This window comes from Micromonospora sp. KC721 (assembly GCF_004348355.1).
Classification (GTDB): domain Bacteria; phylum Actinomycetota; class Actinomycetes; order Mycobacteriales; family Micromonosporaceae; genus Micromonospora.
The window spans coordinates 41,825-65,127 of sequence record NZ_SMJY01000007.1; the positions used below are offsets into that span (position 1 = coordinate 41,825).

At 71.0% G+C, this 23,303-nt stretch carries 23 protein-coding genes; 7 read left to right on the top strand and 16 right to left on the bottom strand.

Annotation, left to right across the window (positions count from 1 at the left end):
* Positions 1-58: 58 nt before the first annotated feature.
* The 12 genes from E1182_RS02545 to paaA all read right to left on the bottom strand — a co-directional run bounded on the left by E1182_RS02545 (position 59) and on the right by paaA (position 10,478).
* Positions 59-739, bottom strand: a complete 681-nt coding sequence (locus E1182_RS02545) for an NADH-quinone oxidoreductase subunit B family protein (protein WP_132260990.1) — start codon at positions 737-739, stop codon at positions 59-61.
* Positions 740-753: 14 nt separating this feature from the next.
* The gene (locus tag E1182_RS02550; RefSeq protein ID WP_132260991.1) at positions 754-1,119 is read right to left on the bottom strand and encodes an NADH-quinone oxidoreductase subunit A; all 366 of its coding nucleotides are present in this window, start codon (positions 1,117-1,119) and stop codon (positions 754-756) included.
* A gap of 143 nt (positions 1,120-1,262) precedes the next feature.
* Positions 1,263-2,537: a geranylgeranyl reductase family protein gene (locus tag E1182_RS02555; protein ID WP_132260992.1), complete on the bottom strand. Its 1,275-nt coding sequence runs from the start codon at positions 2,535-2,537 to the stop codon at positions 1,263-1,265.
* A gap of 146 nt (positions 2,538-2,683) precedes the next feature.
* Complete coding sequence (locus tag E1182_RS02560; protein WP_132260993.1) at positions 2,684-2,923, bottom strand: hypothetical protein; 240 nt, start codon at positions 2,921-2,923, stop codon at positions 2,684-2,686.
* A gap of 120 nt (positions 2,924-3,043) precedes the next feature.
* Positions 3,044-3,754: a demethylmenaquinone methyltransferase gene (locus E1182_RS02565; RefSeq protein WP_132260994.1), complete on the bottom strand. Its 711-nt coding sequence runs from the start codon at positions 3,752-3,754 to the stop codon at positions 3,044-3,046.
* A gap of 79 nt (positions 3,755-3,833) precedes the next feature.
* On the bottom strand, positions 3,834-5,060 hold the full coding sequence (locus E1182_RS02570; RefSeq protein ID WP_132260995.1) for an LPXTG cell wall anchor domain-containing protein: 1,227 nt from the start codon (positions 5,058-5,060) through the stop codon (positions 3,834-3,836).
* A gap of 455 nt (positions 5,061-5,515) precedes the next feature.
* On the bottom strand, positions 5,516-6,706 hold the full coding sequence (gene mqnC / locus E1182_RS02575) for a cyclic dehypoxanthinyl futalosine synthase (RefSeq protein WP_132260996.1): 1,191 nt from the start codon (positions 6,704-6,706) through the stop codon (positions 5,516-5,518).
* 83 nt (positions 6,707-6,789) lie between these two features.
* On the bottom strand, positions 6,790-7,911 hold the full coding sequence (gene paaE, locus E1182_RS02580) for a 1,2-phenylacetyl-CoA epoxidase subunit PaaE (protein WP_132260997.1): 1,122 nt from the start codon (positions 7,909-7,911) through the stop codon (positions 6,790-6,792).
* Positions 7,908-8,387: a 1,2-phenylacetyl-CoA epoxidase subunit PaaD gene (paaD, locus tag E1182_RS02585; RefSeq protein WP_132260998.1), complete on the bottom strand. Its 480-nt coding sequence runs from the start codon at positions 8,385-8,387 to the stop codon at positions 7,908-7,910. Before paaD ends, paaE begins: the two co-directional genes overlap by 4 nt.
* Positions 8,384-9,109 carry a 1,2-phenylacetyl-CoA epoxidase subunit PaaC gene (gene paaC, locus E1182_RS02590; RefSeq protein ID WP_132260999.1) on the bottom strand — a complete coding sequence of 242 codons (726 nt, stop codon included), beginning with the start codon at positions 9,107-9,109 and terminating at the stop codon, positions 8,384-8,386. Before paaC ends, paaD begins: the two co-directional genes overlap by 4 nt.
* On the bottom strand, positions 9,106-9,417 hold the full coding sequence (gene paaB, locus E1182_RS02595) for a 1,2-phenylacetyl-CoA epoxidase subunit PaaB (RefSeq protein WP_132261000.1): 312 nt from the start codon (positions 9,415-9,417) through the stop codon (positions 9,106-9,108). Before paaB ends, paaC begins: the two co-directional genes overlap by 4 nt.
* Complete coding sequence (gene paaA / locus E1182_RS02600) at positions 9,414-10,478, bottom strand: 1,2-phenylacetyl-CoA epoxidase subunit PaaA (protein ID WP_132261001.1); 1,065 nt, start codon at positions 10,476-10,478, stop codon at positions 9,414-9,416. Before paaA ends, paaB begins: the two co-directional genes overlap by 4 nt.
* A 361-nt stretch (positions 10,479-10,839) precedes the next feature.
* Here paaA and E1182_RS02605 point away from each other — a divergent pair, with 361 nt between their 5' ends.
* Together E1182_RS02605 and E1182_RS02610 are read left to right on the top strand one after the other, a co-directional pair.
* Positions 10,840-11,817 (top strand): hypothetical protein, encoded by a 978-nt coding sequence (locus E1182_RS02605; RefSeq protein ID WP_132261002.1) that lies wholly within the window; start codon positions 10,840-10,842, stop codon positions 11,815-11,817.
* Positions 11,817-12,752, top strand: coding sequence for a hypothetical protein (locus E1182_RS02610; protein ID WP_132261003.1), 936 nt, complete (start codon positions 11,817-11,819; stop codon positions 12,750-12,752). The genes E1182_RS02605 and E1182_RS02610 overlap by 1 nt, the downstream gene beginning before the upstream one ends.
* A gap of 13 nt (positions 12,753-12,765) precedes the next feature.
* On the opposite strand, the gene E1182_RS02615 is transcribed toward E1182_RS02610, so the two are convergent.
* Positions 12,766-13,617: a menaquinone biosynthetic enzyme MqnA/MqnD family protein gene (locus E1182_RS02615; RefSeq protein WP_132261004.1), complete on the bottom strand. Its 852-nt coding sequence runs from the start codon at positions 13,615-13,617 to the stop codon at positions 12,766-12,768.
* A gap of 548 nt (positions 13,618-14,165) precedes the next feature.
* On the opposite strand from E1182_RS02615, the gene E1182_RS02620 reads away from it, so the two are divergent.
* Positions 14,166-16,220: an AAA family ATPase gene (locus E1182_RS02620; RefSeq protein WP_132261005.1), complete on the top strand. Its 2,055-nt coding sequence runs from the start codon at positions 14,166-14,168 to the stop codon at positions 16,218-16,220.
* Between the two features lie 66 nt (positions 16,221-16,286).
* Here E1182_RS02620 and E1182_RS02625 read toward each other — a convergent pair whose 3' ends face one another.
* The 3 genes from E1182_RS02625 to E1182_RS02635 are packed head-to-tail and all read right to left on the bottom strand — an operon-like array spanning position 16,287 to position 19,302.
* Entirely contained in the window at positions 16,287-16,643 is a 357-nt protein-coding gene (locus E1182_RS02625; protein WP_132261006.1) for a hypothetical protein, read from the bottom strand.
* A 16-nt stretch (positions 16,644-16,659) separates the two neighbouring features.
* A complete protein-coding gene (locus E1182_RS02630; protein WP_132261007.1) occupies positions 16,660-17,334 on the bottom strand; it encodes an ABC transporter ATP-binding protein in 675 nt (224 codons plus the stop codon).
* 12 nt (positions 17,335-17,346) lie between these two features.
* Positions 17,347-19,302, bottom strand: a complete 1,956-nt coding sequence (locus tag E1182_RS02635; protein ID WP_371687504.1) for a hypothetical protein — start codon at positions 19,300-19,302, stop codon at positions 17,347-17,349.
* Between the two features lie 207 nt (positions 19,303-19,509).
* Between E1182_RS02635 and E1182_RS02640 the strand changes: the two genes are divergently transcribed.
* The 4 genes from E1182_RS02640 to E1182_RS02655 all read left to right on the top strand — a co-directional run bounded on the left by E1182_RS02640 (position 19,510) and on the right by E1182_RS02655 (position 23,294).
* Complete coding sequence (locus tag E1182_RS02640; RefSeq protein ID WP_132261009.1) at positions 19,510-20,370, top strand: sensor histidine kinase; 861 nt, start codon at positions 19,510-19,512, stop codon at positions 20,368-20,370.
* Between the two features lie 17 nt (positions 20,371-20,387).
* Entirely contained in the window at positions 20,388-21,077 is a 690-nt protein-coding gene (locus tag E1182_RS02645; RefSeq protein ID WP_256370797.1) for a response regulator transcription factor, read from the top strand.
* Positions 21,078-21,168: 91 nt separating this feature from the next.
* Positions 21,169-22,419, top strand: coding sequence for a serine hydrolase (locus E1182_RS02650; RefSeq protein WP_132261011.1), 1,251 nt, complete (start codon positions 21,169-21,171; stop codon positions 22,417-22,419).
* Positions 22,420-22,535: 116 nt separating this feature from the next.
* Entirely contained in the window at positions 22,536-23,294 is a 759-nt protein-coding gene (locus E1182_RS02655; RefSeq protein ID WP_132261012.1) for a VOC family protein, read from the top strand.
* Positions 23,295-23,303 lie beyond the last annotated feature (9 nt).

The following is a 23,303-nucleotide window of genomic DNA, read 5'->3' on the forward strand; positions in this document are numbered from 1 at the left end:
TGCGGGGCTCGCTCCTCGCGCTCGCGGCTGGGGCTCCGCTCCGCTGCACTCCTCGCGCTCACTTCTGGACGCCCCCGTGCTGGTGCAGGTGGTTCTGGGCCTTCATCCAGTTCTCGATCCGCAACTGCTCCTCGCGCCCCTCGCGGACGGCCTTCGTCCACTCGGCCCGCCGGGCCTTGTCGTTGCGGTACGACGACGGCATCGAGCCGTACGGCACCACGGGCACGTCGCCGCGCTCCTTGCGGGCCTCCAGCATTTTGCGACCGTTCGGGCCGAGCGGCTCGTACATGATCTTCTCGCGGAGCTTGAGGATCGCGTCGATGAGCATCTCGGGGCGCGGCGGGCAACCGGGGAGGTACATGTCGACCGGCACCACGTGGTCGACACCCTGGACGATCGCGTAGTTGTTGAACATGCCGCCGCTGCTGGCACAGACCCCCATGGAGAGCACCCAGCGGGGCTCCGCCATCTGGTCGTAGATCTGGCGCAGCACCGGGGCCATCTTCTGGCTCACCCGGCCGGCCACGATCATCAGGTCGGCCTGGCGCGGCGAGGCACGGAACACCTCCATGCCCCAACGACCCATGTCGTAGTGCGGGCCGCCGGCGGCCATCATCTCGATGGCACAGCAGGCCAGGCCGAAGGTGGCGCCCCAGACGGACGACTTCCGCGACCAGTTGACCAGCTTCTCCACGGAGGTGAGCAGGATGCCGGCGGGGAGCTTCTCCTCGATGCCCATCTGACGTACCTCCCTCAGTCCCAGTCCAGGCCGCCGCGCCGCCACACGTAGGCGTACGCGACGAAGACCGCGACGATGAACAGGACCATCTCCACGAAGCCGAAGATCGGCAGGGCGTCGAAGGAGACCGCCCACGGGTAGAGGAAGATGATCTCGATGTCGAAGACGATGAAGAGCATCGCCGTCAGGTAGAACTTGATCGGGAACCGCCCGCCGCCCACCGGCTGGGGGCTCGGCTCGATGCCGCACTCGTATGCCTCGAGCTTGGCCTTGTTGAAGCGCCGGGGACCGGCGAAGCGGGCGGCGGCCACGGAGAACAGCGCGAACGCCGCGGCGAGGGCGAACAGCCCGATGATCGGTGCGTAAGGCGAGAGCGACATCTCTTCTCCTGCTCGTCCTTCCCCTGCCCCTGGGTGCTTGGCGAAAATCACACTATTCGCGTCCTCGCTGACCAGCGTCAGCGGGGTCGATCCCTGTCCGCGCCCGGGCCGACACCGGCGGCGGCGACAGGCACGGTCGTCCACTACACGGCCGGTGCCGCCTTCGTCATCGCGTTGATGACCCGGTCCATCGCGTCCCCGCCGCGCGGGTCGGTCAGGTTCGCCAGCAGCTTGAGCACGAACCGCATCAACGTGGGATGGGGCATGCCGTACCGGGTCGCCATCCGCATCACCTCGGGTCGGCCGATCAGTTTCACGAAGATCCCGCCGAGTCGGTAGTAGCCGCCGAACCGGGCCTTCAGCTCCTGCGGGTACGCCAGCAGCGCCCGCTCCCGGTCGGCGCCGGCGGGCCGGGCGAGCGCCTGGACGGCGACCTCCGCGGCCAGCTCGCCGGATTCCATCGCGTACGCGATGCCCTCGCCGTTGAACGGGTTGACCATGCCGCCGGAGTCGCCGACCAGCAGCACTCCGCGGGTGTAGTGGGGGACCCGGTTGAAGCCCATCGGCAGCGCCGCGCCGAGGATCGGCCCCTCGGCGTTCGTCTCGTCGGTCATCCCCCAGTCCTCGGGGGTGTTGGCCAGCCAGTCGGTGAGCAGCTTGCGGTAGTTCGTCTTCCCGAAGGCCGACGACGAGTTGAGGATGCCGAGGCCGACGTTGACCCGGCCGTCACCGAGGCCGAAGATCCAGCCGTAGCCGGGCAGCAGCGTGTCACTGCCCTTGGCCCGCAGCTCCAGCCAGGATTCCAGGTAGTCGTCGTCGTGCCGGGCGGGCGAGCGGTAGTAGCGCCGCACGGCCACCCCGATCGGCCGGTCCTCCCGCTTGGCCAGCCCGAGGGCGAGCGGGAAGCGGCCGGAGACGCCATCCGCGGCGACGACCAGCGGGGCGTGGAAGGTGGCGGGCTGCTTGTCCGGGCCGACCTCGGCCTGCACGCCGACCACCCGGTCGTCGGCGCCGAGCACCGGCCCCAGCACGGTGACCCCGGTGCGCAGCTCCGCTCCGGCCGCGACCGCGCGCTGGGCGAGCAGGTCGTCGAAGTCCAGCCGGGTACGGACCAGGCCGTAGTTGGGGAAGCTGGCCAGGTCGGGCCAGTCCAGTTCCAGGCGTATCCCGCCGCCGATCACCCTCAGGCCCTTGTTGTGCAGCCAGCCGGCCTCGGGCGAGGTGTCCACGCCCATCCGGACGAGCTGCCGTACGGCGCGGGGCGTGAGCCCGTCGCCGCAGACCTTCTCCCGGGGAAACTCCGTCTTCTCCAGCAGCAGCACGCGTACGCCGTGCCGTGCCAGGTGGTACGCCGTCGCCGATCCGCCGGGACCGGCGCCCACGACGATGACGTCGGCGTCGTTCTCCACCGCGGTCATCTGCGCCTCCTCCCGCACGCTCGTGAAATGGTTCACAAGCCGATCGGGTTGGAGTCTATGACCGGGGTTACACCGGAAGTGTGTGAGGGGTGCCTAACTTTTTGGAAACAGTCCCGGTGGGGGGCGGTTCCGTGCTGCGGCGGGGCTCAGTGGGGCGTCTGGGTGTCGGCGTCCAGCCCGGCGTCGGCCCGGATCGTCGCGGGCAGGTGTTCCCGTAGCGCACCGCCGGCCACCCGGTCGAGCGCCGTCAGGACCTCGGCGACGACCTGCCGCACGTCGGCGGGATCCGCCCCGGCCAACTCCCTGAGCTGAGCGACCAGTTCCGCGGCGTCGTCCCCGACGGCGTCGCCCTCGGCGGCTGCGGTCGCGGGCTCGGCTCCCCTCATGCAGAACAGCCTACGCCCCACAACCCCCCGAATCGGGCATTTGTCGGATTCTGCCGCTGGCTGCGGACCGGTCCGACCACGGGGAGAGATTCCTCACCCGCCCGTCGGCGGGGTGCCCGGTCAGGTGCGGACCGCGCGGTGCAGCGCCACCACCCCGCCGGTCAGGTTGCGCCACGCGACCCTCGACCACCCGGCCGCACCGATCCGCGCCGCCAGCGCCGGCTGGTCCGGCCAGGCCCGGATCGACTCGGCGAGATAGACGTACGCGTCGGGGTTGCTGGACACGGTCCGCGCCACCGCCGGCAGCGAGCGCATCAGGTACGACAGGTAGACCGTGCGGAACGCCGGATTGACCGGGGTGCTGAACTCGCAGACCACCAACCGGCCGCCCGGCTTCGTCACCCGGGCCAACTCCCGCAGCGCCGCGTCGGTGTCGTTGACGTTGCGCAGCGCGAAGGAGATCGTCACCGCGTCGAAGCTGGCGTCGGCGAACGGCAGCCGCAACGCGTCGCCGGCCAGCAGCGGCACGCCGGACCGGGTGCGCTTTCCGGCGTACAGCATGCCGAGCGACAGGTCCGCGCCGACCGCGTACGCCCCGGACTGGGCGAGTTCCTCGGTCGAGACGCCGGTCCCGGCGCCCACGTCGAGCACCCGCTCACCCGGGTTCAGTTCCAGCGCCGCCCGGGTCGCCCGCCGCCAGGACCGGTCCTGTCCGAAGGAGAGCACCGTGTTGGTCAGGTCGTAGCGGGCCGCCACGTCGTCGAACATCGCGGCGACCTCGTGCGGCTGCTTGTCCAGGCTGGCGCGCTGGCCCTGCGGGGTACGGCTCACCCCTCCACTCTGCCAGCCGCGCCGACACGCGAAAGGGCGGGGTGGTCACCCACCCCGCCCTTTCCTGCGTCGTACCCGGTCAGTCCTCGGACTTCTCGTCGCCCGGCGCCACCAGGACGACCTTGCGGCGACGGGAGAGGATCAGCAGCGCGCCACCGGCGAGCAGCACCGCACCACCGATACCGGCGATCAGGCCGGTCTGCGCACCGGTGTTCGCCAGCCCGCCACCACCGCCGCCACCCGAGGTCGGGCTCGCAGACGGCTGGCCGCTCGGCGGCGCGGTCGGGGTCGGGCTCGGCGAGCCCGACGGGCTCGGCGCCGGGTTCAGGTCGACGAAGACGTCGAACTGGGCGATGTTGTCGCCGTCGTCGGTCTCGGCGAACGCCTTGCGCTGCGCCGGGCTGGCAACCTCCGGCTCCTCCTCCGGCTTGCCCTCGGCGGCGTCCAGACCCTTGCCCCAGAGGAAGCCGGGACGGAGCACCTTTTCGGTGGCCCCCGCCGCCACCTTCACCCGCACGTCGGCGGTGTAGAACTCGCCGGGCCGCAGCACCACCCCACTGTCCTCGCAGTACGCCTGGGCGAGGCCGCCCAGTTCCTGCTCGACACAGCCCTCGGGAAGCTCGGCGAAGGTGACGTCCGCGGGCAGGGTGATGCCGTAGGCCAGGCCGGTGGCCTTGCGGCTGCCGTCGTTGTGGACCGCCCAGTCGAGCGGGGCCGTCTGGCCGGGCCGGACCGGCTTGAGGTTCGCCTCGTCGGCCTCGTCGCCGTCGACCTCGACGTCGGCGTACACGTCCTGCACCCAGGTGGTGAGGTCGTAGCCGGGCTTGGCGACGGTGATGTCGTGCTCGACGGTGTTGTTCAGCGGGTCGGGGTCGGCGGTGGCCGCGCTGATCGTCACCTTCAGCGTGCCGCCGGCGCCGCGACCACCCGTGGAGAAGAGCGGGATGCCGAAGTCCTCGGTGGTGCCGGCGGGCAGGTCGCCGAGGAGACAGGTGAAGCGGGTGCCGTCGACCTCGCAGCCGTCCGGGACCACCACGCCCACCTTGCGGTCCTTGAGGTCCGCGGTCTCGACCTCGACCCGGACGCCCTTGGCGTCGACCGTGCCGGTGGTATTGACCACCTGGAACTTGAACGGCTTGGCCTTGGCCTGCTTGACGCCCTTGGCCAACTGGTAGCTGAGCGGGATCAGCTCGAGGTCCGCCCCGTCGGCGGCGTGCGCCGGGGCGGCGACGCCGGCGAGGCCACCCGCGGCGAGCAGGGCCACGGCGCCGATCCGCGCCAGAGCCGAGCGGTGAAGCTGGGTCATCGATCCCCCGGGGGTTAGGGACAGGTGGATTGGTGTACGAGCCGTGCGGACGGTATCGGAGATCAGCCTCGGTTCGCCAGCTACGTAACGCGATTCGCGGTGATCACTGACCGTACGGAGGAAACAGTGAAGGCGGGATGGTGAACCATCCCGCCTTCACTGCCGTGCATATATGTGAACGGCCCTCATGGGCCGATGGAGGACACGCCTCGGGGCGGGCCGACCGGCCCCGCCACACCCGCCCCAAGCTGCGAGGGAACGTGTGCGCGCCGCACGTTAGCGGCCCCGGACACGACGCCGCCACCCCCCGCGCCGCGCGGCGGCGGAACCGATGCGGGATCGTCATCCGGGATTATCGGATCGGCGACTCTCGCCGTGGCGCATCGGCCATGCTCGTCGCCCGAACGGTCACCACGAATGCCGTCCCGGCGACCATCGCCGAGCCATTCGGCCGGTCAGCGGGCCTCGACCAGTGGCAGCGTCTTGCCGGCACCGCCGCCCGGCATCGCGATCGAGGAGAAGTGCGAGACCACCCGCTCGTCGGTCGGGTCGTCGGCGGGCGTCCGGTGCACGGCAAGCCGCCGGTAGAGGGTGTCCCGCTGCGCGGGGATCCGTCCCGCCGAACGGATCATGCCGATCAGCTCGTGCAGGTTGGAGCGGTGTCGAGCGCCCGCCGAGGAGATGACGTTCTCCTCCAGCATGATCGAGCCCAGGTCGTCCACCCCCATGTGCAGGGCGAGCTGGCCGACGTCCTTGCCGGTGGTCAGCCAGGACGCCTGCAGGTGCGGCACCGTCTCGAAGAAGAGCCGGGCCACCGCGACCAGCCGCAGGTACTCCAGGGTGGTCGCCTGGGTACGGCCCTTGAGGTGGTTGTTCTCCGGCTGGTACGTCCACGGGATGAACGCCCGGAACCCCCGCGTGCGGTCCTGCACGTCGCGGATCATCCGCAAATGCTCGATCCGCTCCGCGTTGGTCTCGCCGGTGCCCATCATCATCGTGGCGGTGGACTCGATGCCCTGCCGGTGGGCCAGCTCCATGACCTCCAGCCAGCGGGCGCCGGACTCCTTCAGCGGGGCGATTGCCCTACGGGGCCGGTCGGGTAGCATCTCGGCCCCGGCTCCGGCGATGGAGTCGAGCCCGGCCGCCTTGATCCGGGCGATGGCCTCGTCCAGGCCGACGCCGGAGACCTTGGCCATGTGCAGGATCTCGCTCGGCCCGATCGAGTGGATGGCGAGCTGCGGGTACGCCTTCTTGACTGAGGAGAACAGTTCCTCGTAGTACTCGACGCCGTAGTCCGGGTGGTGCCCGCCCTGGAGCATCACCTGGGTCGCGCCCAGCTCGACCGCCTCGCCGCAGCGGCGCAGGATCTCCTCGGTCGGGTGGGTCCAACCCTCCTTGTGCTTGGGCGCCCGGTAGAACGCGCAGAACTTGCACGCCGTCACGCAGACGTTCGTGTAGTTGATGTTGCGGTCGATCAGGTACGTGACGATGTTGTCCGGGTACCGCCTCCGGCGGACCGCGTCCGCCGCCTCGCCCAGGGCGTGGAAGGGCCCCTCGGTGTAGAGCAGCAGGGCCTCCTCGGGCGTGATCCGCCCGCCGTCCGCGCCACGCTGCAGGATGTCGTCGATCTCCCGGCTCACCGTCACGCCTCCGAGGGTACGTCGCCGGGCACGTGCCCACCGCCCGGGCCGGGTGGCCTGCGGCGCTCCCCACAACCACCCCGGCAAAGTCACGCGTCGTAGTCGACCGTGAGGGTGTCGGTGGTCGGGCTGGACTGGCAGGTGAGCACGTAACCGGCGGCGACCTCGTCGGGCTCCAGGGCGTAGTTGCGCGCCATCGTCACTGCGCCGTCGACGACCTTCGCCCGACAGGTCGAGCAGACCCCACCCTTGCAGGCGTACGGCAGCTCGCCACGGACCTTCAGCGCCGCGTCCAGCACCCGCTCCGTACGGCCCATCGTGAAGGTGGACGAGCGGCCGTCCAGCACGATCGTCACCTCGGTCCCCGCGCCCGCCTCGGCGGCAGGGCGGCGCACCGGCTCCGGCGGCGCGTCGACGTGGAACAGCTCGGTGTGCACCGCCGACTCCGGCACCCCACGCCCGGCCAGCACCGCCTTCGCGTCCAGCACCATCCCGTACGGGCCGCAGAGGAACCACTCCTCGATCGCGTCGCCGGGCACCACGCTGTCCAGCAGCCGGCTCAGCCGGTCGGCGTCGATCCGGCCGGACAGCAGCGGCGACTCCCCGCGCTCGCGGGAGAGCACGTGCACCAGGTGCAGCCGCGTCGGGTACCGGTCCTTCAGGTCGGCCAACTCCTCGGCGAACATCACCGTGTTGGCCGTGCGGTTGCCGTACACCAGGGTGAAGGTGCTGGCCTCCTCGACGGCCAGGGCGGTCGCGACCAGCGAGAGCACCGGGGTGATGCCGGAACCGGCGACCACCGCGCCGTAGCGACGCACCCGCTCCGGCGTGAACGCCGTGGTGAAGTGCCCCAGCGGGGGCAGCACGTCGACGGTGTCGCCGTGGCGCAGGGCGCCGCAGGCGTACGCGGAGAACGCGCCCCCGGGCACCTCCCGCACCCCGATCCGCAACCGTCCGTGGCGGGCCAACTCGCCGGGCGTCGAGCAGATCGAGTACGACCGGCGCACGTCCCCGCCGTCGGCATCGGTGGCGCCGGCCGGACGCCGCACGGTGAGGTGTTGCCCGGCGGCGAACGCGAACGTGGGCCGCAACTCCTCCGGCACGGCGAAGGTGATCGCCACCGCGTCGTCGGTGAGCCGGTCGACGGCGACGACCCGCAGCGGGTGGAAGACCGGCCGGCGGCGGACCGGGCGGGTGATTGTGACAGTCACAGCGCCTTCACCTGGTCGAAGGGTTCGGAGCAGGCGCGGCAGCGCCACAGCGCCTTACAGGCGGTGGAGCCGAAGCGGCTGACCTGCTCGGTCTCGGGCGAGCCGCAGCGCGGGCAGCGTACGGCGAGAGTCAGCGGCACGACGCCGTGGCCGCGCGCGGCCGGTGGCGGTGGGGCGATGCCGGCCGCGGCCAGTTTCGCCCGGCCGCGCTCGGAGATCCAGTCGGTGCTCCACGCCGGGGCGTGGACCGTGCGTACCTCGGCGTCCGGGTGACCGGCGGCGGCCAGTGCCCGGCGGATGTCCGCGCGGATCACGTCCATCGCGGGGCAGCCGGTGTAGGTGGGGGTGATGGTGACGATCACCCGGCCGGTCGCCGGATCCTCGTCGACCGACCGGAGGATGCCCAGCTCGTCGATGGTGACCACCCGGATCTCCGGGTCCACCACCGCCGCCGCCGCGTCCCTCGCCGTGCTCACCAGCGGGCTCCGGGGTGGGCGCGGTGCAGCACCTGCATCTCCGCCAGCAGGTACGACAGGTGTTCGGTGTGTACGCCGTCCCGGCCGCCGGCCGGCGTCCAGCCGGTCTCCGGCCGGGTCAACGTCGCCTCGGCGAGCACGGTCGTGACGGTGGTGTCGAAGTCGCCGCGCAGGGTGGCCGGGTCGACCGGTGCCGCCGGGTCCGCGGCGAACAGCTCGTGGACGTACGGCCAGGTTCCGTCGACGGCGGCCTGCATCCGGCGGTGCGACTCCTCGGTGCCGTCACCGAGCCGCCGCACCCACAGCGCGGCGTGGTCCAGGTGGTACGCGGACTCCTTGCGCGCCTTGGCGCCGATCGCGGCCAGCCGCTCGTCGGCGCAACCGGCCAGCGCGGTGTAGAGCGGAAGCTGGTACGCCGCCAGGAAGAACAGCTTCGCCATGGTGACCGCGAAGTCGCCGTTGGGCAGCTCCACCAGCAGGCAGTTACGGAACTCCCGGTCGTCGCGCAGGTACGCCAGGGCGTCCTCGTCCCGGCCGGCGCCCTCCAGTTCGCCCGCGTACGTGAGCAGCAGGCGGGCCGCGCCGAGCTGGTCGAGGGCGATGTTGGCCAGCGCGACGTCCTCTTCCATCTCCGGCGCCCGGGAGGTCCACTCGGCGAGCCGCTGCGCCGCGACCAGCGCGTCGTCGCCGAGGCAGAGGGTGAACTCGAAGGGGCCGTTCACAGGTGGGCCACCCCGTCCGGCACCTCGTAGAAGGTGGGGTGGCGGTACACCTTGTCGGCGGCCGGGTCGAAGAAGGCGTCCTTTTCGTCGGGGCTGGACGCGGTGATCGCGCCCGCCGGGACCACCCAGATCGAGACCCCCTCCTGGCGACGGGTGTAGAGATCCCGGGCGTGGTGCAGGGCCAGTTCGGCGTCGGGGGCGTGCAGGCTGCCGACGTGGGTGTGCGACAGCCCGCGCCGGGCCCGCACGAAAACCTCCCACAGCGGTGCCGGTTCCCGCCCGCCGCGCTGACCGGTTGCCTCGTTCACGCCGCCACCTTCTCCTTCCGCCCGGCCCGCTTCGCCGCGTACGCCGCGGCGGCCTCGCGGACCCAGGCGCCCTCGGCGTGGGCACGCCGCCGGTGTTCCATCCGTTGCCGGTTGCACGGCCCGTCGCCGGAGATGACCCGCATCAGCTCGTCGTAGTCGGGCTGGGTGAAGTCGTACGCCTGCCGCTCGGGGTTCCAGCGCAGGTCCGGGTCGGGCAGGGTGAGGCCGAGGGTCTCGGCCTGCTGCACGCACATGTCCACGAAGCGCTGCCGCAGCTCGTCGTTGGAGAAGCGCTTGATCTTCCAGGCCATGGACTGGGCGGAGTGGGTGGAGTCGCCGTCCGGCGGGCCGAACATCGCCAGCGACGGATACCACCAGCGGTCGACCGCGTCCTGTGCCATCGCCCGCTGCGCCGGGGTGCCGTGGGCGAGGGTGTGCAGGATCTCGTAGCCCTGCCGCTGGTGGAACGACTCCTCCTTGCAGACCCGGATCATGGCCCGGGCGTACGGCCCGTAGGAGCAGCGGCACAGCGGCACCTGGTTGACGATCGCCGCCCCGTCCACCAGCCAGCCGACGACGCCGACGTCGGCCCAGGTCAGCGTCGGGTAGTTGAAGATCGAGCTGTACTTCTGCCGGCCGCTGAGCAGCAGGTCGACCAGTTCGTCGCGGCTGACTCCCAGGGTTTCGGCGGCGGCGTAGAGGTAGAGGCCGTGCCCGGCCTCGTCCTGCACCTTGGCCAGCAGGATCGCCTTGCGCTTCAGCGACGGCGCGCGGCTGATCCAGTTCCCCTCCGGCTGCATCCCGATGATCTCGGAGTGTGCGTGCTGGGCGATCTGCCGGATCAGTGTCCGCCGGTACGCCTCCGGCATCCAGTCGCGCGGTTCGATCTTCTGGTCGGCATCGATGACGTCGGCGAAGTACGCCTCGGGGTCGGCGTCGGCCGCTGCCGTGCCGCCGCGACCCCGGTCCGCCGCCGCCCGCAGGGCTGCCTCGGCGGCCTCGACCTGGCCGAGCAGGTCGCCGTCGGAAGCGTCCGCCGGGGCGAAGTCGTTGCCATACATGTCCCAAGTGTTACAGCTCGGGTCCATCGACACCAGAGGGTGTAACAGGCTTTCCCGCATTCCCCGGGCGACGGGCTGCCCCGACACCGCCGCAACCATCCGGAAGCGGTTATGACTTACACCACTTCGTCAATATGAATCCCCCCAAGACACACATTTAGGTCCTATAACTCGCCTTCACAGGAATTACATAAGTGTCGGAATCTGGCGTGTCGCCCTTCCGAAAGTAGACTTCCCCCGTCACACCGATCGGCTGCTGACGATCGCCGACCACGGCCACCATCCCCCGGCCGGGCGATCGAGCCGACCCATGACGGCACAGCCGGTCCCCCCGGCCCTGACATCTGGAGTTCACCCACTCATGCGATCTCGCGTGATCATGGTGCTCGCCGTGGCTGCGATCCTGCTCGGCGTCGGTCTGCTGGTTCCGACCGCGTACGCGCGGTTGTCCGACGGCGACGGTGGCCTCGGCGGCGGGGCGGAACAGGTTCCCGTTCCCGCGCCCACCACACCGCCCGCACCGACCCTGGCCGCCGGCAAGGTCTCGGTGAACTTCAAGGGCGAGTACTTCGGCTGGGCCCTGATGGACCGGGCGACCGGCACCATCGCCGGCTCGCCGAACATGGCCGCGACCAGCTCGACCGAGTCCATGCTCAAGGTCTGGATCGTCTCGGACTACCTGCGGCAGCTCGGCGACAAGGAACCGTCGGCGGCGTTGAAGAAGGCGGCAAGCATCGCGATCCGGGACAGCGACGACACCGGGGCGAACAAGGTCTTCGCCGCCGCGGGCGGCGACTACGGCGTGGAGGGGAACGGGCAGCCCGACCCGGTCATCCAACGGGCCGTCCGGATCTGCGACCTGACCGACACCAAACGGGGCAACGTGGCCGGCTACGAGGGCTGGTGGAGCTTCACCCGGATGTCCCCGCGCGACGCCGTCCGGCTCGGGGACTGCATCGCCGACGGCCGGGCCGCCGGACCGAAGTGGACCAAGTGGGTGCTGGACGAGATGGCCAAGGTCCGCGGCAGCATCGCCGACCAGCAGGCGCGGTCGGGCGGCGGCAAGTGGGGCATCGTCGACGGCCTGCCCGCCGCGATCAAGGCCCAGGGGCCGGTGAGCATCAAGAACGGGTGGACGGCATTGAACTATGACGGCAACTGGCACGTAAACTGCCTTGCCGTCACCGACAAATGGAGCCTCGCCGTAATGCTGCGTTACCCGCAGAAAAGCAAGCTCGAGTACGGCGCAAAGGTCTGCGCCAGCGTCGCCACCCAGTTGGTCACGCCGCAACCCGGCGCGGCCCTCAAGGTGCCGCAACATCCGGTCGGGAAGCTCTGATGGCCGGCAACGGGCGCGGACGGCGCGGCGACCCCACCGTGCTGCGGTTGGCCGCCTTCTCCGCGTTGCTGATCGGCCTGGTGCTGGTGTCCCTGCGGCTGCTGCCCGGTTCCCCGCTGGCCACGGCGGCGGCGGCCCGCTGGGGCGACTCGTCTACTGCGGGGCGGGCCACCGGCCAGCCGGCCGACCGCAGCAGCCGGCCGGCCCCGTCCCCGACGCCGTCACTGGAACCGCTGCCTTTCCAAAACCGGCAGATCGACCTGGACCTCAAGGGCTGGTACGCCTGGAGCGTGCTGGACACCCGGACCGGGAAGTTCATCGGCTCGCAGAACATGGCCGAGACCAGCACCACCGCGTCGCTGATCAAGTCGTGGATCGTCGCCGACTACCTGCGTACCACGGCCGAGGACGGGAAGACCCCGAGCGACGCCAAGCTCGCCGACGCGACGCTGATCATCCGGGACAGCGACAACACCCGAACCCAGCAGTTCTACAACAACCTCGGGCAAACCGCCTCCATCAAGCGCATGATCTCGATCTGCGAGACCACCGACAGCAGTCCCGCCGCCGACAAGGGCTGGAGCCGGACGAACCTCTCCCCCCGGGACACCGCCCGGCTCGGCGCGTGCATCAAGGACGGTCGCGCGGCCGGCCCGAAGTGGACCAGGTGGCTGCTCAACGAGATGCGACTGGTTCGGGGCACCGGCGACTTCGGCATCCGCAAGGCGTTCCCGGCCGCCGAGCGCAAGACCATCGCGATCAAGAACGGTTGGGTCGACCGGACCCGGGAGCAGGAGATCCACGTCAACTGCCTGGCGATCGCCGACGACTGGACGATGGGCGTGATGGTCCGCTACCCCATCGGGCTGGGCTACGAATACGGCATGAAGAACTGCCAGAAGATCACCGAGGCGGCGCTCGGCGACGACGTCTGAGCGGCCGGTCCGCTCAGCCGGCGAAGAACCGCGGGCCGGTCGACGGCAGCGGTGGGGCCTCGCCGGCCGCCGCGGCCCGCCGGGCGAACTCGCGCAGCCCGGCCACCTGCCGCTCGCCGAGCGAGAAGTCGAGGATGCGGAAGTACGTGGCCAGGGTCGCGGCGTCGAACGGCTCCCAGCGGGCCGCCGCCTCGGCGACCTGGTCCAACTCCGCCAGGCAGAGGTCCCGGGAGCGCAGGAACGCCTCGTGCACCTCCTTGACCATGCCCGGGTGGGCGGCGGCGAAGTCTCGGCGTACCGCCCAGACCGCGAAGACCATCGGCAGCCCGGTCCAGTCCCGCCAAGCCTCACCCAGGTCGGTGACCTCCAGGCCACGGCGGGGCGCCTCGTACAGGGCGCGCAGCGCCACGTCCCCGATGAGCACCGCGGCGTCGGCTTCCAACAGCATCTGCGTCAGGTCAGGCGGGCAACGGAAGTAGTCGGGACGGACGCCGTACCGCTCGGCGAGCAGGAGCTGGGCCAGGAGCACGCCGGTGCGGGAGGTCGAGCCGAGGGCGACCCGGGCGCCGTCCAGCTCCGCCAGGGGCCGGGTGGAGACCACGTTGACCGAGAGCACCGGCCCGTCGCTACCGACCGCCAGATCCGGCAGCAGCAGCAGCTCGTCGGCGTGCCGCAGGTACTCCACCTGGGTGATCGGCCCGATGTCCAGGTCACCGGCGACCAGCGCGGCGCTGAGCCGGTCCGGCGAGTCCTTGTGCAGGTCGACGTCGAGCAGCGCGCCGGAACGCATCAGCCCCCAGTAGATCGGCAGACAGTTGAGGAACTGGATGTGTCCGACCCGGGGGCGGGCCACGCGTTCAACCATGACCCGACGGTATCCCTGTACTCCTCGTCCGGCTCAACGGCCCGGCCCGGGAGTGGCCAACTCCGCAGCGGTTGCCATGCGAGCACCGGACCGGCAAGCGCGCCGAGGCAGACCGCAGTCCGGCTGATCGCGCTGGCCCGCGGCAGCGCCTCCGACGGCGGGGAAGCGGCCCCTCCCGTCACCCGTGTGGGTCGGCACGGGCACGCTACGAACCTGATGACGCCGATGACTCAACCAGGCGGGGCCCGTGACCATCACCGGGCACCCGCGCAGCGGTGAATCGTCTGCGACATCAGCTTCGTAGCGACGTGCAGGGGTGCCGCACCCACGCAGCGACGCAAGCGTGCGCAGCCGGGAGATGTGGGCGACGCGAGGCAGTGCGCCGGGCGGCCTAAATACGTGGCCGCCGCCGACGGCGGGGCGTAACGTGGAGCGCCGCGCGCGGACAGCGCGCCTCTGCTCACCGGGCACAGCCGGTACCGCGTCTGACGGAGCGCCGGGCGGCCCAGGTCAACCGACTCACGAACCCCACCGAAAGGTCGCCTCGGATGACCCGTGCCGCCACGCCCCCCACCGATCCGATCGACACGCTCGACGGGCAGCTCGCCACCGAGCGGACCCACCTGGACGCCTCTCGCGCCGCGCTGCGGCGGATGCGGGAACGCGCCGAGGCGCTCTTCGCCACCGGCGACAAGGTCGCCGGTGACGCGTACACCGCCGAGCAGCTCGGCCGGCACATGGCCCGGCGGGTCAAGGAGCTGGCCGACGACCCGACCACCCCGCTCTTCTTCGGCCGGCTCGACTTCGGGCCGGCCGACCCCGACCACGCCGGGCGGGAGTACCACGTGGGGCGGCGGCACGTCACCGACGACCTCGGTGAACCGCTGGTGCTGGACTGGCGGGCCCCGGTCTCCCGGTCGTTCTACCGGGCCAGCGCCCGTGATCCGCAGGGCGTCGCCGTCCGCCGCCGGTTCGGCTTCAGCGCCGGCGTGCTGACCAGCTTCGAGGACGAGCACCTGGACCGGGGTGAGGAGCTGGGCACCGCCAGCCGGATCCTCACCGCCGAGATCGAGCGGCCCCGCGTCGGCCCGATGCGGGACATCGTCGCCACCATCCAGCCCGAGCAGGACGAGCTGGTCCGGGCCGACCTGGCCGACTCGATCTGCGTCCAGGGCGCCCCCGGCACCGGCAAGACGGCCGTCGGGCTGCATCGTGCCGCGTACCTGCTCTACCTGCACCGGGAACGGCTGCGCCGGGCCGGCGTGCTGATCGTGGGGCCGAACCGGGCGTTCCTGTCGTACATCGCGGCGGTGCTGCCGGCCCTGGGCGAGGTCGAGGTCGCACAGGCCACCGTGGAGGACCTGGTCGCCCGGGTGCCGGTCCGGGCGGTCGACGGTCCCGCCGTGGCGGTCCTCAAGCACGACGTCCGGATGGCCCAGGTGCTGCGTCGGGCCGTCGACACGCACATCGGTACGCCCACCGAGCCGATCATGGTGCCGGACGGCTCGTTCCGCTGGCGGATCGGCCTGGACCCGCTGCACCGGGTGGTCGAGGAGACCCGTCGGGAGGGCCTGCCGTACGCCACCGGGCGGGAGCGGATCCGGGCCCGGGTGGTGGGGCTGCTGCAACGCCAGGCCGAGGCCCGCCGGGCCGAGTCACCCAGCGACGCCTGGCTGCGCCGGATGGCGAAGGCGCAGCCGGTCACCGCCCTCCTGGACGCGGTCTGGCCGGCGCTGACCCCGGAGGGGCTGCTGTACCGGCTCTTCTCCGACGCCGACGCGCTCGCGGCGGCGGCCGACGGGCTGCTCACCGCCGACGAGCAGGCACTGCTGCCCGGCGGCACGAAGCTCGGCCGCACCCCGAAGGCCACCCGGTGGACGGCCGCCGACGCGGTGCTCATCGACGAGGCCGCCGGGCTGATCGAACGCCCGGGCGGCTACGGGCACGTGGTGGTCGACGAGGCGCAGGACCTCTCCCCCATGCAGTGCCGGGCCATCGCCCGGCGCAGCGAACACGGCTCGATCACTCTCCTCGGCGACCTGGCCCAGGGCACCGCACCCTGGGCCGCCACCGACTGGCGGGACTCCCTGACCCATCTGGGCAAGCCGGACGCCACGGTGGTGCCGCTGAGCGTCGGCTTCCGGGTACCCGCCGCGGTGGTCGCGTTCGCCAACCGGCTGCTGCCTGCTCTCGCCGTGGACGTGCCGCCGGCCGAGTCGCTGCGCCGCGACGGCGCGCTGGACGTGCGTACCGTGACCGACCTGACGGCCGCGACGGTGGCCGAGGTACGGGCGGCGCTCGGCCACGACGGCTCGATCGGCGTGATCGCCACCGACGACGCGGTGGCCGGGCTCCGCGCGGCGCTGGCCGCCGCCGGCGTGCAGACCGCGACCGCCGACGACGTCGCGGCCGCGGCGCGGGTCACCGTGGTCCCCGCGACCCTGGTCAAGGGCTTGGAGTACGACCACGTGGTGGTCGTCGAGCCGGCCGCGATCGTCGCCGCCGAGCTGCGCGGTCTGCACCGGCTCTACGTGGTGCTGACCCGGGCGGTCTCCCGGCTCACCGTGCTGCACACCGCCGCGCTGCCCGCCCCGCTGGGCTGACCGACAGTGCTCTGACATCTGTGGCTCGGTAACCATCGGTCGCCGAGCCACAGGCGTGTCGCCCGGCTACTTCTCGACCAGATACACCGGAACGCCGAACCCGGCGCGGCGTGCGAGCAGCCTGTCGATGGCCTCGCGCTCGGGCTTCGATCCGTAGGTCACCTGAATCAGCGCACGGTCCTGGCCCTTCGGGCACGGCGAGCCCACGTCAACGGAAATGCCCTTCCCCAGCGCCTCGATGTCAGTGGCGAAGGCCTGGTTCTTGGTGAGCGCCGCAGTGGCCTCAGCCGTGGCCGGTAACTCCTCGCAAGGCGGGTGGGTGTTGCTCGACATCGGGAACAAACCGCCGAGCACCGCAGCCGCGCCCGCGCCGACGGCTACCACCACCACGGCGCCGATCGCGATCTTGGATACCAGTGACATGGGGAGTCCTTTCGTCCTAGTGGGACTGGCTGACGGGGTACGGGGCAGTTCGTCCGCTCCCGATCTCCTGCCGTGAACCGCAGGCGTCGATCATTTCCGAGTCGTGCGTGGACACGATGACCGTGCAACCGCTCGCGGCGAGCTCCGCGAACAAGGCGATGACCTTTCGCCGGTTGGCGGCGTCGAGTGACGCGGTGGGCTCGTCGACGAACACCACCGCGGCTCGCTTATAGATGGCGCGGGCCAGCGCGAGCCGCTGTTTTTCGCCACCGCTGAGGTGGCTGGCCACCTCGTCCTGCCGGCCCGCCAGACCCGTCTGCTCGAGAACCTGCACGAACCGCTTCCCATCGCCGGTGGCCCGCCTGCCCAGCAGGCTCGACTGCATCGTGACGTTGAAGGCGACCGACTCCTCATCCATGATCCCGTAGTCCTGCAGCACAAACGCCACGTGGTCACGCCAGAACCTGCGCCGCGCCGCCGAGCCGTACCTCGTGACGTCCTTCCCGTCGATCAAAATGCGGCCCCGATTGACCAAAAGCAGCAGCCCGAGGCAGTGCAACAGCGTGGTCTTTCCGGACCCGCTCGGGCCGACCAGGGCGGTCATCGTCCCGGGCTCGCAGCGCACGCACTCACCGTCGAGCACCTGCCGCCCGCCGATCGCCACGGAAACGTCCTCGGCCTCAACCAGCATTGAAACCCCCCATCAGATTCGACGCCTGCTGACACCGGCGAAACACCAGTTCGCCGCGCACAGATGGCTAAGCGGAACAACGAACACCCCGAACAGCGCGGCCACCAGCAGGGGCCCTATCGCCTCGGGTCTTTCAGAGAGCGCGACAAGGGCGACGAGCGCCGCGCCGGCCAGCAACTCCTTGGCCACCCGCATCTGCAGGATCCGCGCCCACGACCGGCCGGACAGCCGCAACGGGAAGTCGCGCTTCGCATGCAGCAGAGCGGTGATCAGCGCGCTGATCGTGGTCGCGACCGCGAAGGCGACGACCAGGGCGGCGAGCGCGAGATTCATCAGCCAGACCAGATAGGCCATGTACTGCGCCCGGAGAATCCCCTCCTCCGCGACGTAGACGACGCTCAGCTCGCCCTTAATTCCTTGGTCGCCCAAAGCCCCGGCGGACAGGCCGTTGCGCTCGAGTAGCGCCTGCGTCGTGGCCACGCTGGTGAACACAATGTTACTGGTCGAGACCATCGACGTCAGGTTGCGATCATCGATCGTCAGGTGCAGCGACGGCATGACGGCGACAAGAACATCGTCCAGGAACTGGAGAGTCCCGCCGCCGCCAGCCCGACCGACCGGCAGTCGGAATCCGTCCGCTGGCCGCAGGTATCCGAAGCCCGACAGGATCTCCCCACCGGCACGCTGACTTCTGGACCACAGCGTGAACGTCTCGCCGAACTCTCGGGAGAGCATCCCGCTCACATGCTCGTACGCCACCGGCGTGAGCGCGTCCGGCGGCGCGCTGGCGGTCATCAGGTCAAGCCATCGCTGGTTCACGAAGGTGACCGCCGAGTAGTCGCCGAAATCGCCCCTCCATTCCTCCGCGGAGAAGGTGTACGAGAAGGCAACCGCTCCGGCCGATTCACCATCTTTGAGCAGGTTGCCGATCCGGGGCTCAAGACTGGTCAGCTCCTCGTCGCTCATCCCGAACCGGATGGCGACCTGGTCCGCGAGGTTCTTCCACTGCGCCATCTCGGCGGCGGTGGCGGAGGAACTGCGATACGCCGACCAGGCCGGCCCGGCCGCGCCCACCACCAGCAGAAACGTCAGCGCCTGGAGGACGACGGCCGCCGAACGCAGGCTTCTCACCGCGGGCTGCCGGGTGGCCAGCATGGTGGCGCTCGGCCAGGCGGAGGCAGACATGGCCAGGGCCACGACCAGCGACACGGCGATGACCGCAACCTCCAGACCGGCCAGCGCCTTGACGAATATGCCGACGTACAGCCGGCCGTGAGAAAGGCTGACGTAGCCGGCGGCCGTCAGGGTGACAGCGGTCGCCGAGATGAGCAGCGCGCCCGCGAACCCGCCCAGATCCTGTGCCTGGATGCGCAACGTCGGGCTGCCGCCGAGCACCCGGAGCGCGCGGCTGCGCGCCTTCATCGACAGCCAGAACAGCGCCAGCGCCGCGATGAGCGCGAACGCGGCCAGGACGGCTGCGGCGAAGCCGCCCTCCCGCATGGCGAACCAGAGACTGTTGGTAGGGGACGCGTCGGTTCGGGTCACCCGTACACCCGCGCTGCTCAGCCGACTCTGAAGCTCGCCGAGCCGGGCGCTGTCCCCGGTGACCAGATAGGAGCCGTCGGGCGACGAGTTGGCCAGCCGGTCCCGGCTGACAACTCTTCCCGTGCCGTCGCCGCTGAACCAACGAAACGTCGCGGGCAGGCTCCCATCGTTGAGAGCTACGAAAATCCGCTCGTCGCTGTCGCCAGCCAGGTCCGGTGCGATCCTCACCAGGCCGAGGTGCAAGTCGGCATCCATCTGCGCCAGTGCGCCGAACGCCTCCCGGTCGCCGAACTCCGATTCGCGAAAGTCCAGGCCCAGCCTGCTCTGCGCGCCGATGGCCTGGGGAAAGTCCCGGTCATGCAGATCAGTGACGATCGCCGCCACCAGAGCCAGCAGAGAGAACAGGGCCGCTGCGACCACCATTACCACGCGCCTGTACAACGACCCTCCCGGGCGATCTCTAGAGACTCGTGCGGGAGTGGTGCCGCCCGCCGCACTCCAAACAACCACGAGGAGCACACCGGGACATCGGGCCGTGGGCGGCATCCAGAGTTAGTTGTCAGCCCTGAGCCCGTCAGACTGTGGTCCGATGCGACCGCCGCTCAATGATCAACCGGTAGGCTTCACCGCATGACCGAGAGCGGGCGTCGCTCCCGTAAATCATGGCTGCTGTTGCCGGCCGGCGCGCTGCTCATCGTGATGCTGGCCGTCCTCGCGCTCGGGCTCACCTGGCCGTTCGTCACTGTCATGCTTCTCGGCTTCGCGGCGGTCTCCGTCTGGGCGATCGTCCGACTGCTGGTCGAGCGGGCCGAGCACGAGAGGGCGATGTCGCGGCGGGATGTCGCGGAGGCGGTGCTCACCGAGCGCCTGAACCTGGCCCGTGACCTGCACGACATTGTCTCCCACGGCCTCGGCATGATCACCATGCGGGCGGCGGCCGCCGCACACCTGCACGCCCGCAAGCCGGACGGTCAGGCGCTGCTGGCCGCCATCGAGGACGTGGAGGCCATCAGCCGGAAGGCGACGGTCGAACTGCGCCGGATGCTGGACGCACTGCGGGAGGCCGACGACCAGCCCGCCCGCCGCCCCACGGAGACCCTGGCGTCCCTGCCCGAGATCATCGAGGGTGCCCGCCGGGCCGGCCTGCACATAGAGTTGACCCAGGAAGAGCTCGGCGCGGTGTCTCCGGGCGTCCAGGTGGCGATCTGCCGGGTCGTCCGCGAAGGGCTGGCCAACAGCGCGCGTTACGCCGGCTCGACCACCGTCGACGTCCGGCTGGCGCGGACCGGGGCGGAGGTCAGCGTGACCATCGACGACGCCGGGCCGAACCGGGATTGGGCCGACCGACCCGGTGCCGGCCACGGCCTCATCGGGTTGCGGGAACGGGTGAGCAGCCTGGGTGGGACCCTGACGGCGGAGCCACGGGCCAAGGAGCCGGGACACCCTAATGGGTTCCGGCTCGAGGCCATCATCCCCGAAGAAGTAGCGTGACCGGACCCGATCGACCCGTGCGGGTCGTCCTCGTCGACGACGAACCCCTACTCCGGCAAAGCCTCGCCATGATCATCAACGCCGAGCCTGACTTCGCCGTGGTGGGCGAGGCCAGCGATGGTGTGGAGGCGGTTGCTACCGCCAGGGCCACCTCGCCCGACGTGGTGGTTATGGATGTCAGGATGCCGCGGCTCGACGGCATCGAGGCGACCCGGGGCATCTGCCGGCTCCCGGAGCTCGCGCACACCCGGGTGCTGGTCCTGAGCATGTTCGACCTCGACGAGTACGTGTTCCACGCGTTGCGTGCCGGGGCCAGTGGCTTCCTGCTGAAAGACAGCCGCCCCAACGATCTCCTCAACGCCATCAGGCGCACGCACAGCGGGGAATCTCTCTTCGCCCCGTCGATCCTGGCGCGCCTGGTCGAGCACTACGTCCACCGGCGGCATCCCGTCGGTGCCGGCTCCGCACGGTCCCGGCTCGATCAGCTGACCGCCCGGGAGGCCGAGGTGCTCGGCCTCGTCGGGCAGGGCCTGTCCAACGACGAGATTGCCGGGCACCTCACCATCGCCGTCAAGACCGTCAAGTCCCACATCTCACACCTGCTGAGCAAACTCGCGGCCCGAGACCGGGCGCAACTGGTGATCGCCGCGTACGATGCCGGCCTCGTGAATCCCGCGTCTCCCCCAGCACCTGACCAACGGCCATAACAGGCGGGAGCGTGCCACTTCCGTGGCGGGCTGTGCTCCGGTTTGCCCATAGCGGCAATCATGGACGGTGACCGTCCACGAGGGAGTGAAGATGCACCTGTCACGACGAGGTCTACTGAAGGCCGGGGCCGGCGGCGCACTGGCGGTCGCCGTACCGTTGGCCGGTACGCCGCACCGGGCCGAGGCGGCCGGACGCCTGCCCGAGGAGGCGCTGGCCGCCGGGCTGTCCGCCGTCACCGACGCCGGGATGGTGGGCGTGTTCGCGGAGGCGCGCGACGGCGGCTGCCGCTGGCGGGGCGCGAGCGGTCTGGCCGATGTGGACACCGGGCGGCCGATGCGGCACTTCTTCCAGCACCGGGTCGGCAGCATCACCAAGACGTTCGTGGCCACCACGCTGCTGCAACTCGTCGGCGAGGGCCGGCTGGCGTTGGACGCCCCGATCGGCCGTCACCTGCCGCAGTACGCCGTCGACGGGGTGACCGTCGAGATGCTGCTCAACCACACCAGCGGCATCGGTGACTACGACACCGTCCTGTTCACCTCCGGCGAGGACGTGGAACGTCACCGGTACACCACGTTCACCCCGGATCAGCTCGTCCGGCTCGGGTTGGCCGCACCACGGACCGGAACGCCGGGCGAACGGTTCGACTACTCGAACACCAACTACATCCTGGCCGGGCTGCTCATCGAGCGGCTGACCGGGCGGCCCGCCACCGAGGAGATCGACCGCCGGGTGATCCGCCCGCTTCGGCTGACCGACACGTACTTCCCCGGCCGCCGCACCCGGATCACCGGGCCGCACAGCGCCGCCTACCTGCCCTGGTACGACGGCAACCTGCGGGACTTCAACGTGACGAACATGTCGTGGGCGTGGACGGCCGGGGCGCTGATCTCCACGTCGGCCGACCTGAACCGCTTCTTCCGGGCGCTGCTCGGCGGCCGGCTGCTGCGCCGGGCCGAACTGGCCCGGATGCGCAGCACCGTGCCGCTGGTCCCCGAGCAGCCGGAGGCGGGCGGGTACGGCCTCGGCCTGTACTGGCTGGGGCTGCCCGGCGGGCCGTACTGGGGCCACGACGGCCTGGTCTTCGGCCACAGCACGATTTCGCTGCACAGCCCCGACGGCACCCGCCAGGTGACGCTAGGCAGCAACGTCACGCACTACGCCGCGCCAGGCGCCCCCGACCCGATCGCGGACGCCACCTTCGCCTTCCTGATCACGGCGCTCGGCGGTTCGTCGGCGCGCACGCCGGGCCCGGTCAGGGCACGTACCGTTTCCCCGCTCCCCGGCGGGCCGGCGCTGGTCCACCCGCTGCCGCCGGCAGCTGGGCGACAGACGGGCTGACCCGCGCCACCCCACCTGACCAGTTGTCCGGTTTCCGCCCAACAGCCGATCCGGTGGTGCCACGATGCGGGCAGGGCGGGCAGTCCGGCCGCCCCACCGGCGAAAGAGGGGTCACCGTGAGCGGCGTCGAGCCTGGCACGCCCTGCTGGGTCGACCTGGCCACCCCCGACCTGGCGGACGCGAAACGCTTCTACCGGCAGCTGTTCGGCTGGACCGAGCGGGTGTCCCGGCAGCCCCAGGCGGACGGCTACATCACCTTCCTGCTGGACGGCCGGGCGGTGGCGGGAGCCGGTCCATCGGCCGCGACCGAGATACCGGTCTGGTCGACGTACGTGGCCACCGACGACGCCGACCTGGCGGCCAGCCGGGTCCGGGCGGCCGGCGGGCAGGTGGTGGTCGCCCCCTTTGACGTGTTCGACCAGGGGCGGATGGGCGTGTTCGCCGATCCTGCCGGCGCCACGTTCAGTGTCTGGCAGCCGAGGGCGATGCGCGGCGCGGAGGTGTTCAACGTTCCCGGGTCACTCACCTGGAGCGAGCTGGTCACCCCGGACCCGGAGGGCGCCCACCGCTTCTACGAGCTGGTCTTCGGCTGGCATCTGGTGAACGGGCCGACGGGGCCGGTCAGCTACCCGGCCTGGCGGTGCGGGGCGCGGATCGTGGCCGGTGTGACGCCCCTGCGGGAGGGGCTGCCGGCACAGTTGTCCGCGTACTGGTCGGTGTTCTTCGCGGTGGCCGACGCCGACGCCGTCGCGACCCTCGCGGCGCAGCTGGGCGGCACCATCCTCGTCCCGCCCGGAGACTTCCCCCAGGGCCGGCTGGCGACCCTCCGCGACCCGAGCGGCGCTCTCTTCTCCATCCTCGCCCCCGCCACCTGACCCCACACC

Excerpts from the sequence above, each read along its gene's own strand:
- E1182_RS02545 (WP_132260990.1), bottom strand. The coding sequence starts at position 739 with ATGGGCATCGAGGAGAAGCTCCCCGCCGGCATCCTGCTCACCTCCGTG.
- E1182_RS02550 (WP_132260991.1), bottom strand. The coding sequence starts at position 1,119 with ATGTCGCTCTCGCCTTACGCACCGATCATCGGGCTGTTCGCCCTCGCC.
- E1182_RS02555 (WP_132260992.1), bottom strand. The coding sequence starts at position 2,537 with ATGACCGCGGTGGAGAACGACGCCGACGTCATCGTCGTGGGCGCCGGT.
- E1182_RS02560 (WP_132260993.1), bottom strand. The coding sequence starts at position 2,923 with ATGAGGGGAGCCGAGCCCGCGACCGCAGCCGCCGAGGGCGACGCCGTC.
- E1182_RS02570 (WP_132260995.1), bottom strand. The coding sequence starts at position 5,060 with ATGACCCAGCTTCACCGCTCGGCTCTGGCGCGGATCGGCGCCGTGGCC.
- paaA (WP_132261001.1), bottom strand. The coding sequence starts at position 10,478 with ATGTATGGCAACGACTTCGCCCCGGCGGACGCTTCCGACGGCGACCTG.
- E1182_RS02605 (WP_132261002.1), top strand. The coding sequence starts at position 10,840 with ATGCGATCTCGCGTGATCATGGTGCTCGCCGTGGCTGCGATCCTGCTC.
- E1182_RS02610 (WP_132261003.1), top strand. The coding sequence starts at position 11,817 with ATGGCCGGCAACGGGCGCGGACGGCGCGGCGACCCCACCGTGCTGCGG.
- E1182_RS02615 (WP_132261004.1), bottom strand. The coding sequence starts at position 13,617 with ATGGTTGAACGCGTGGCCCGCCCCCGGGTCGGACACATCCAGTTCCTC.
- E1182_RS02620 (WP_132261005.1), top strand. The coding sequence starts at position 14,166 with ATGACCCGTGCCGCCACGCCCCCCACCGATCCGATCGACACGCTCGAC.
- E1182_RS02625 (WP_132261006.1), bottom strand. The coding sequence starts at position 16,643 with ATGTCACTGGTATCCAAGATCGCGATCGGCGCCGTGGTGGTGGTAGCC.
- E1182_RS02630 (WP_132261007.1), bottom strand. The coding sequence starts at position 17,334 with ATGCTGGTTGAGGCCGAGGACGTTTCCGTGGCGATCGGCGGGCGGCAG.
- E1182_RS02635 (WP_371687504.1), bottom strand. The coding sequence starts at position 19,302 with ATGGTGGTCGCAGCGGCCCTGTTCTCTCTGCTGGCTCTGGTGGCGGCG.
- E1182_RS02640 (WP_132261009.1), top strand. The coding sequence starts at position 19,510 with ATGACCGAGAGCGGGCGTCGCTCCCGTAAATCATGGCTGCTGTTGCCG.
- E1182_RS02650 (WP_132261011.1), top strand. The coding sequence starts at position 21,169 with ATGCACCTGTCACGACGAGGTCTACTGAAGGCCGGGGCCGGCGGCGCA.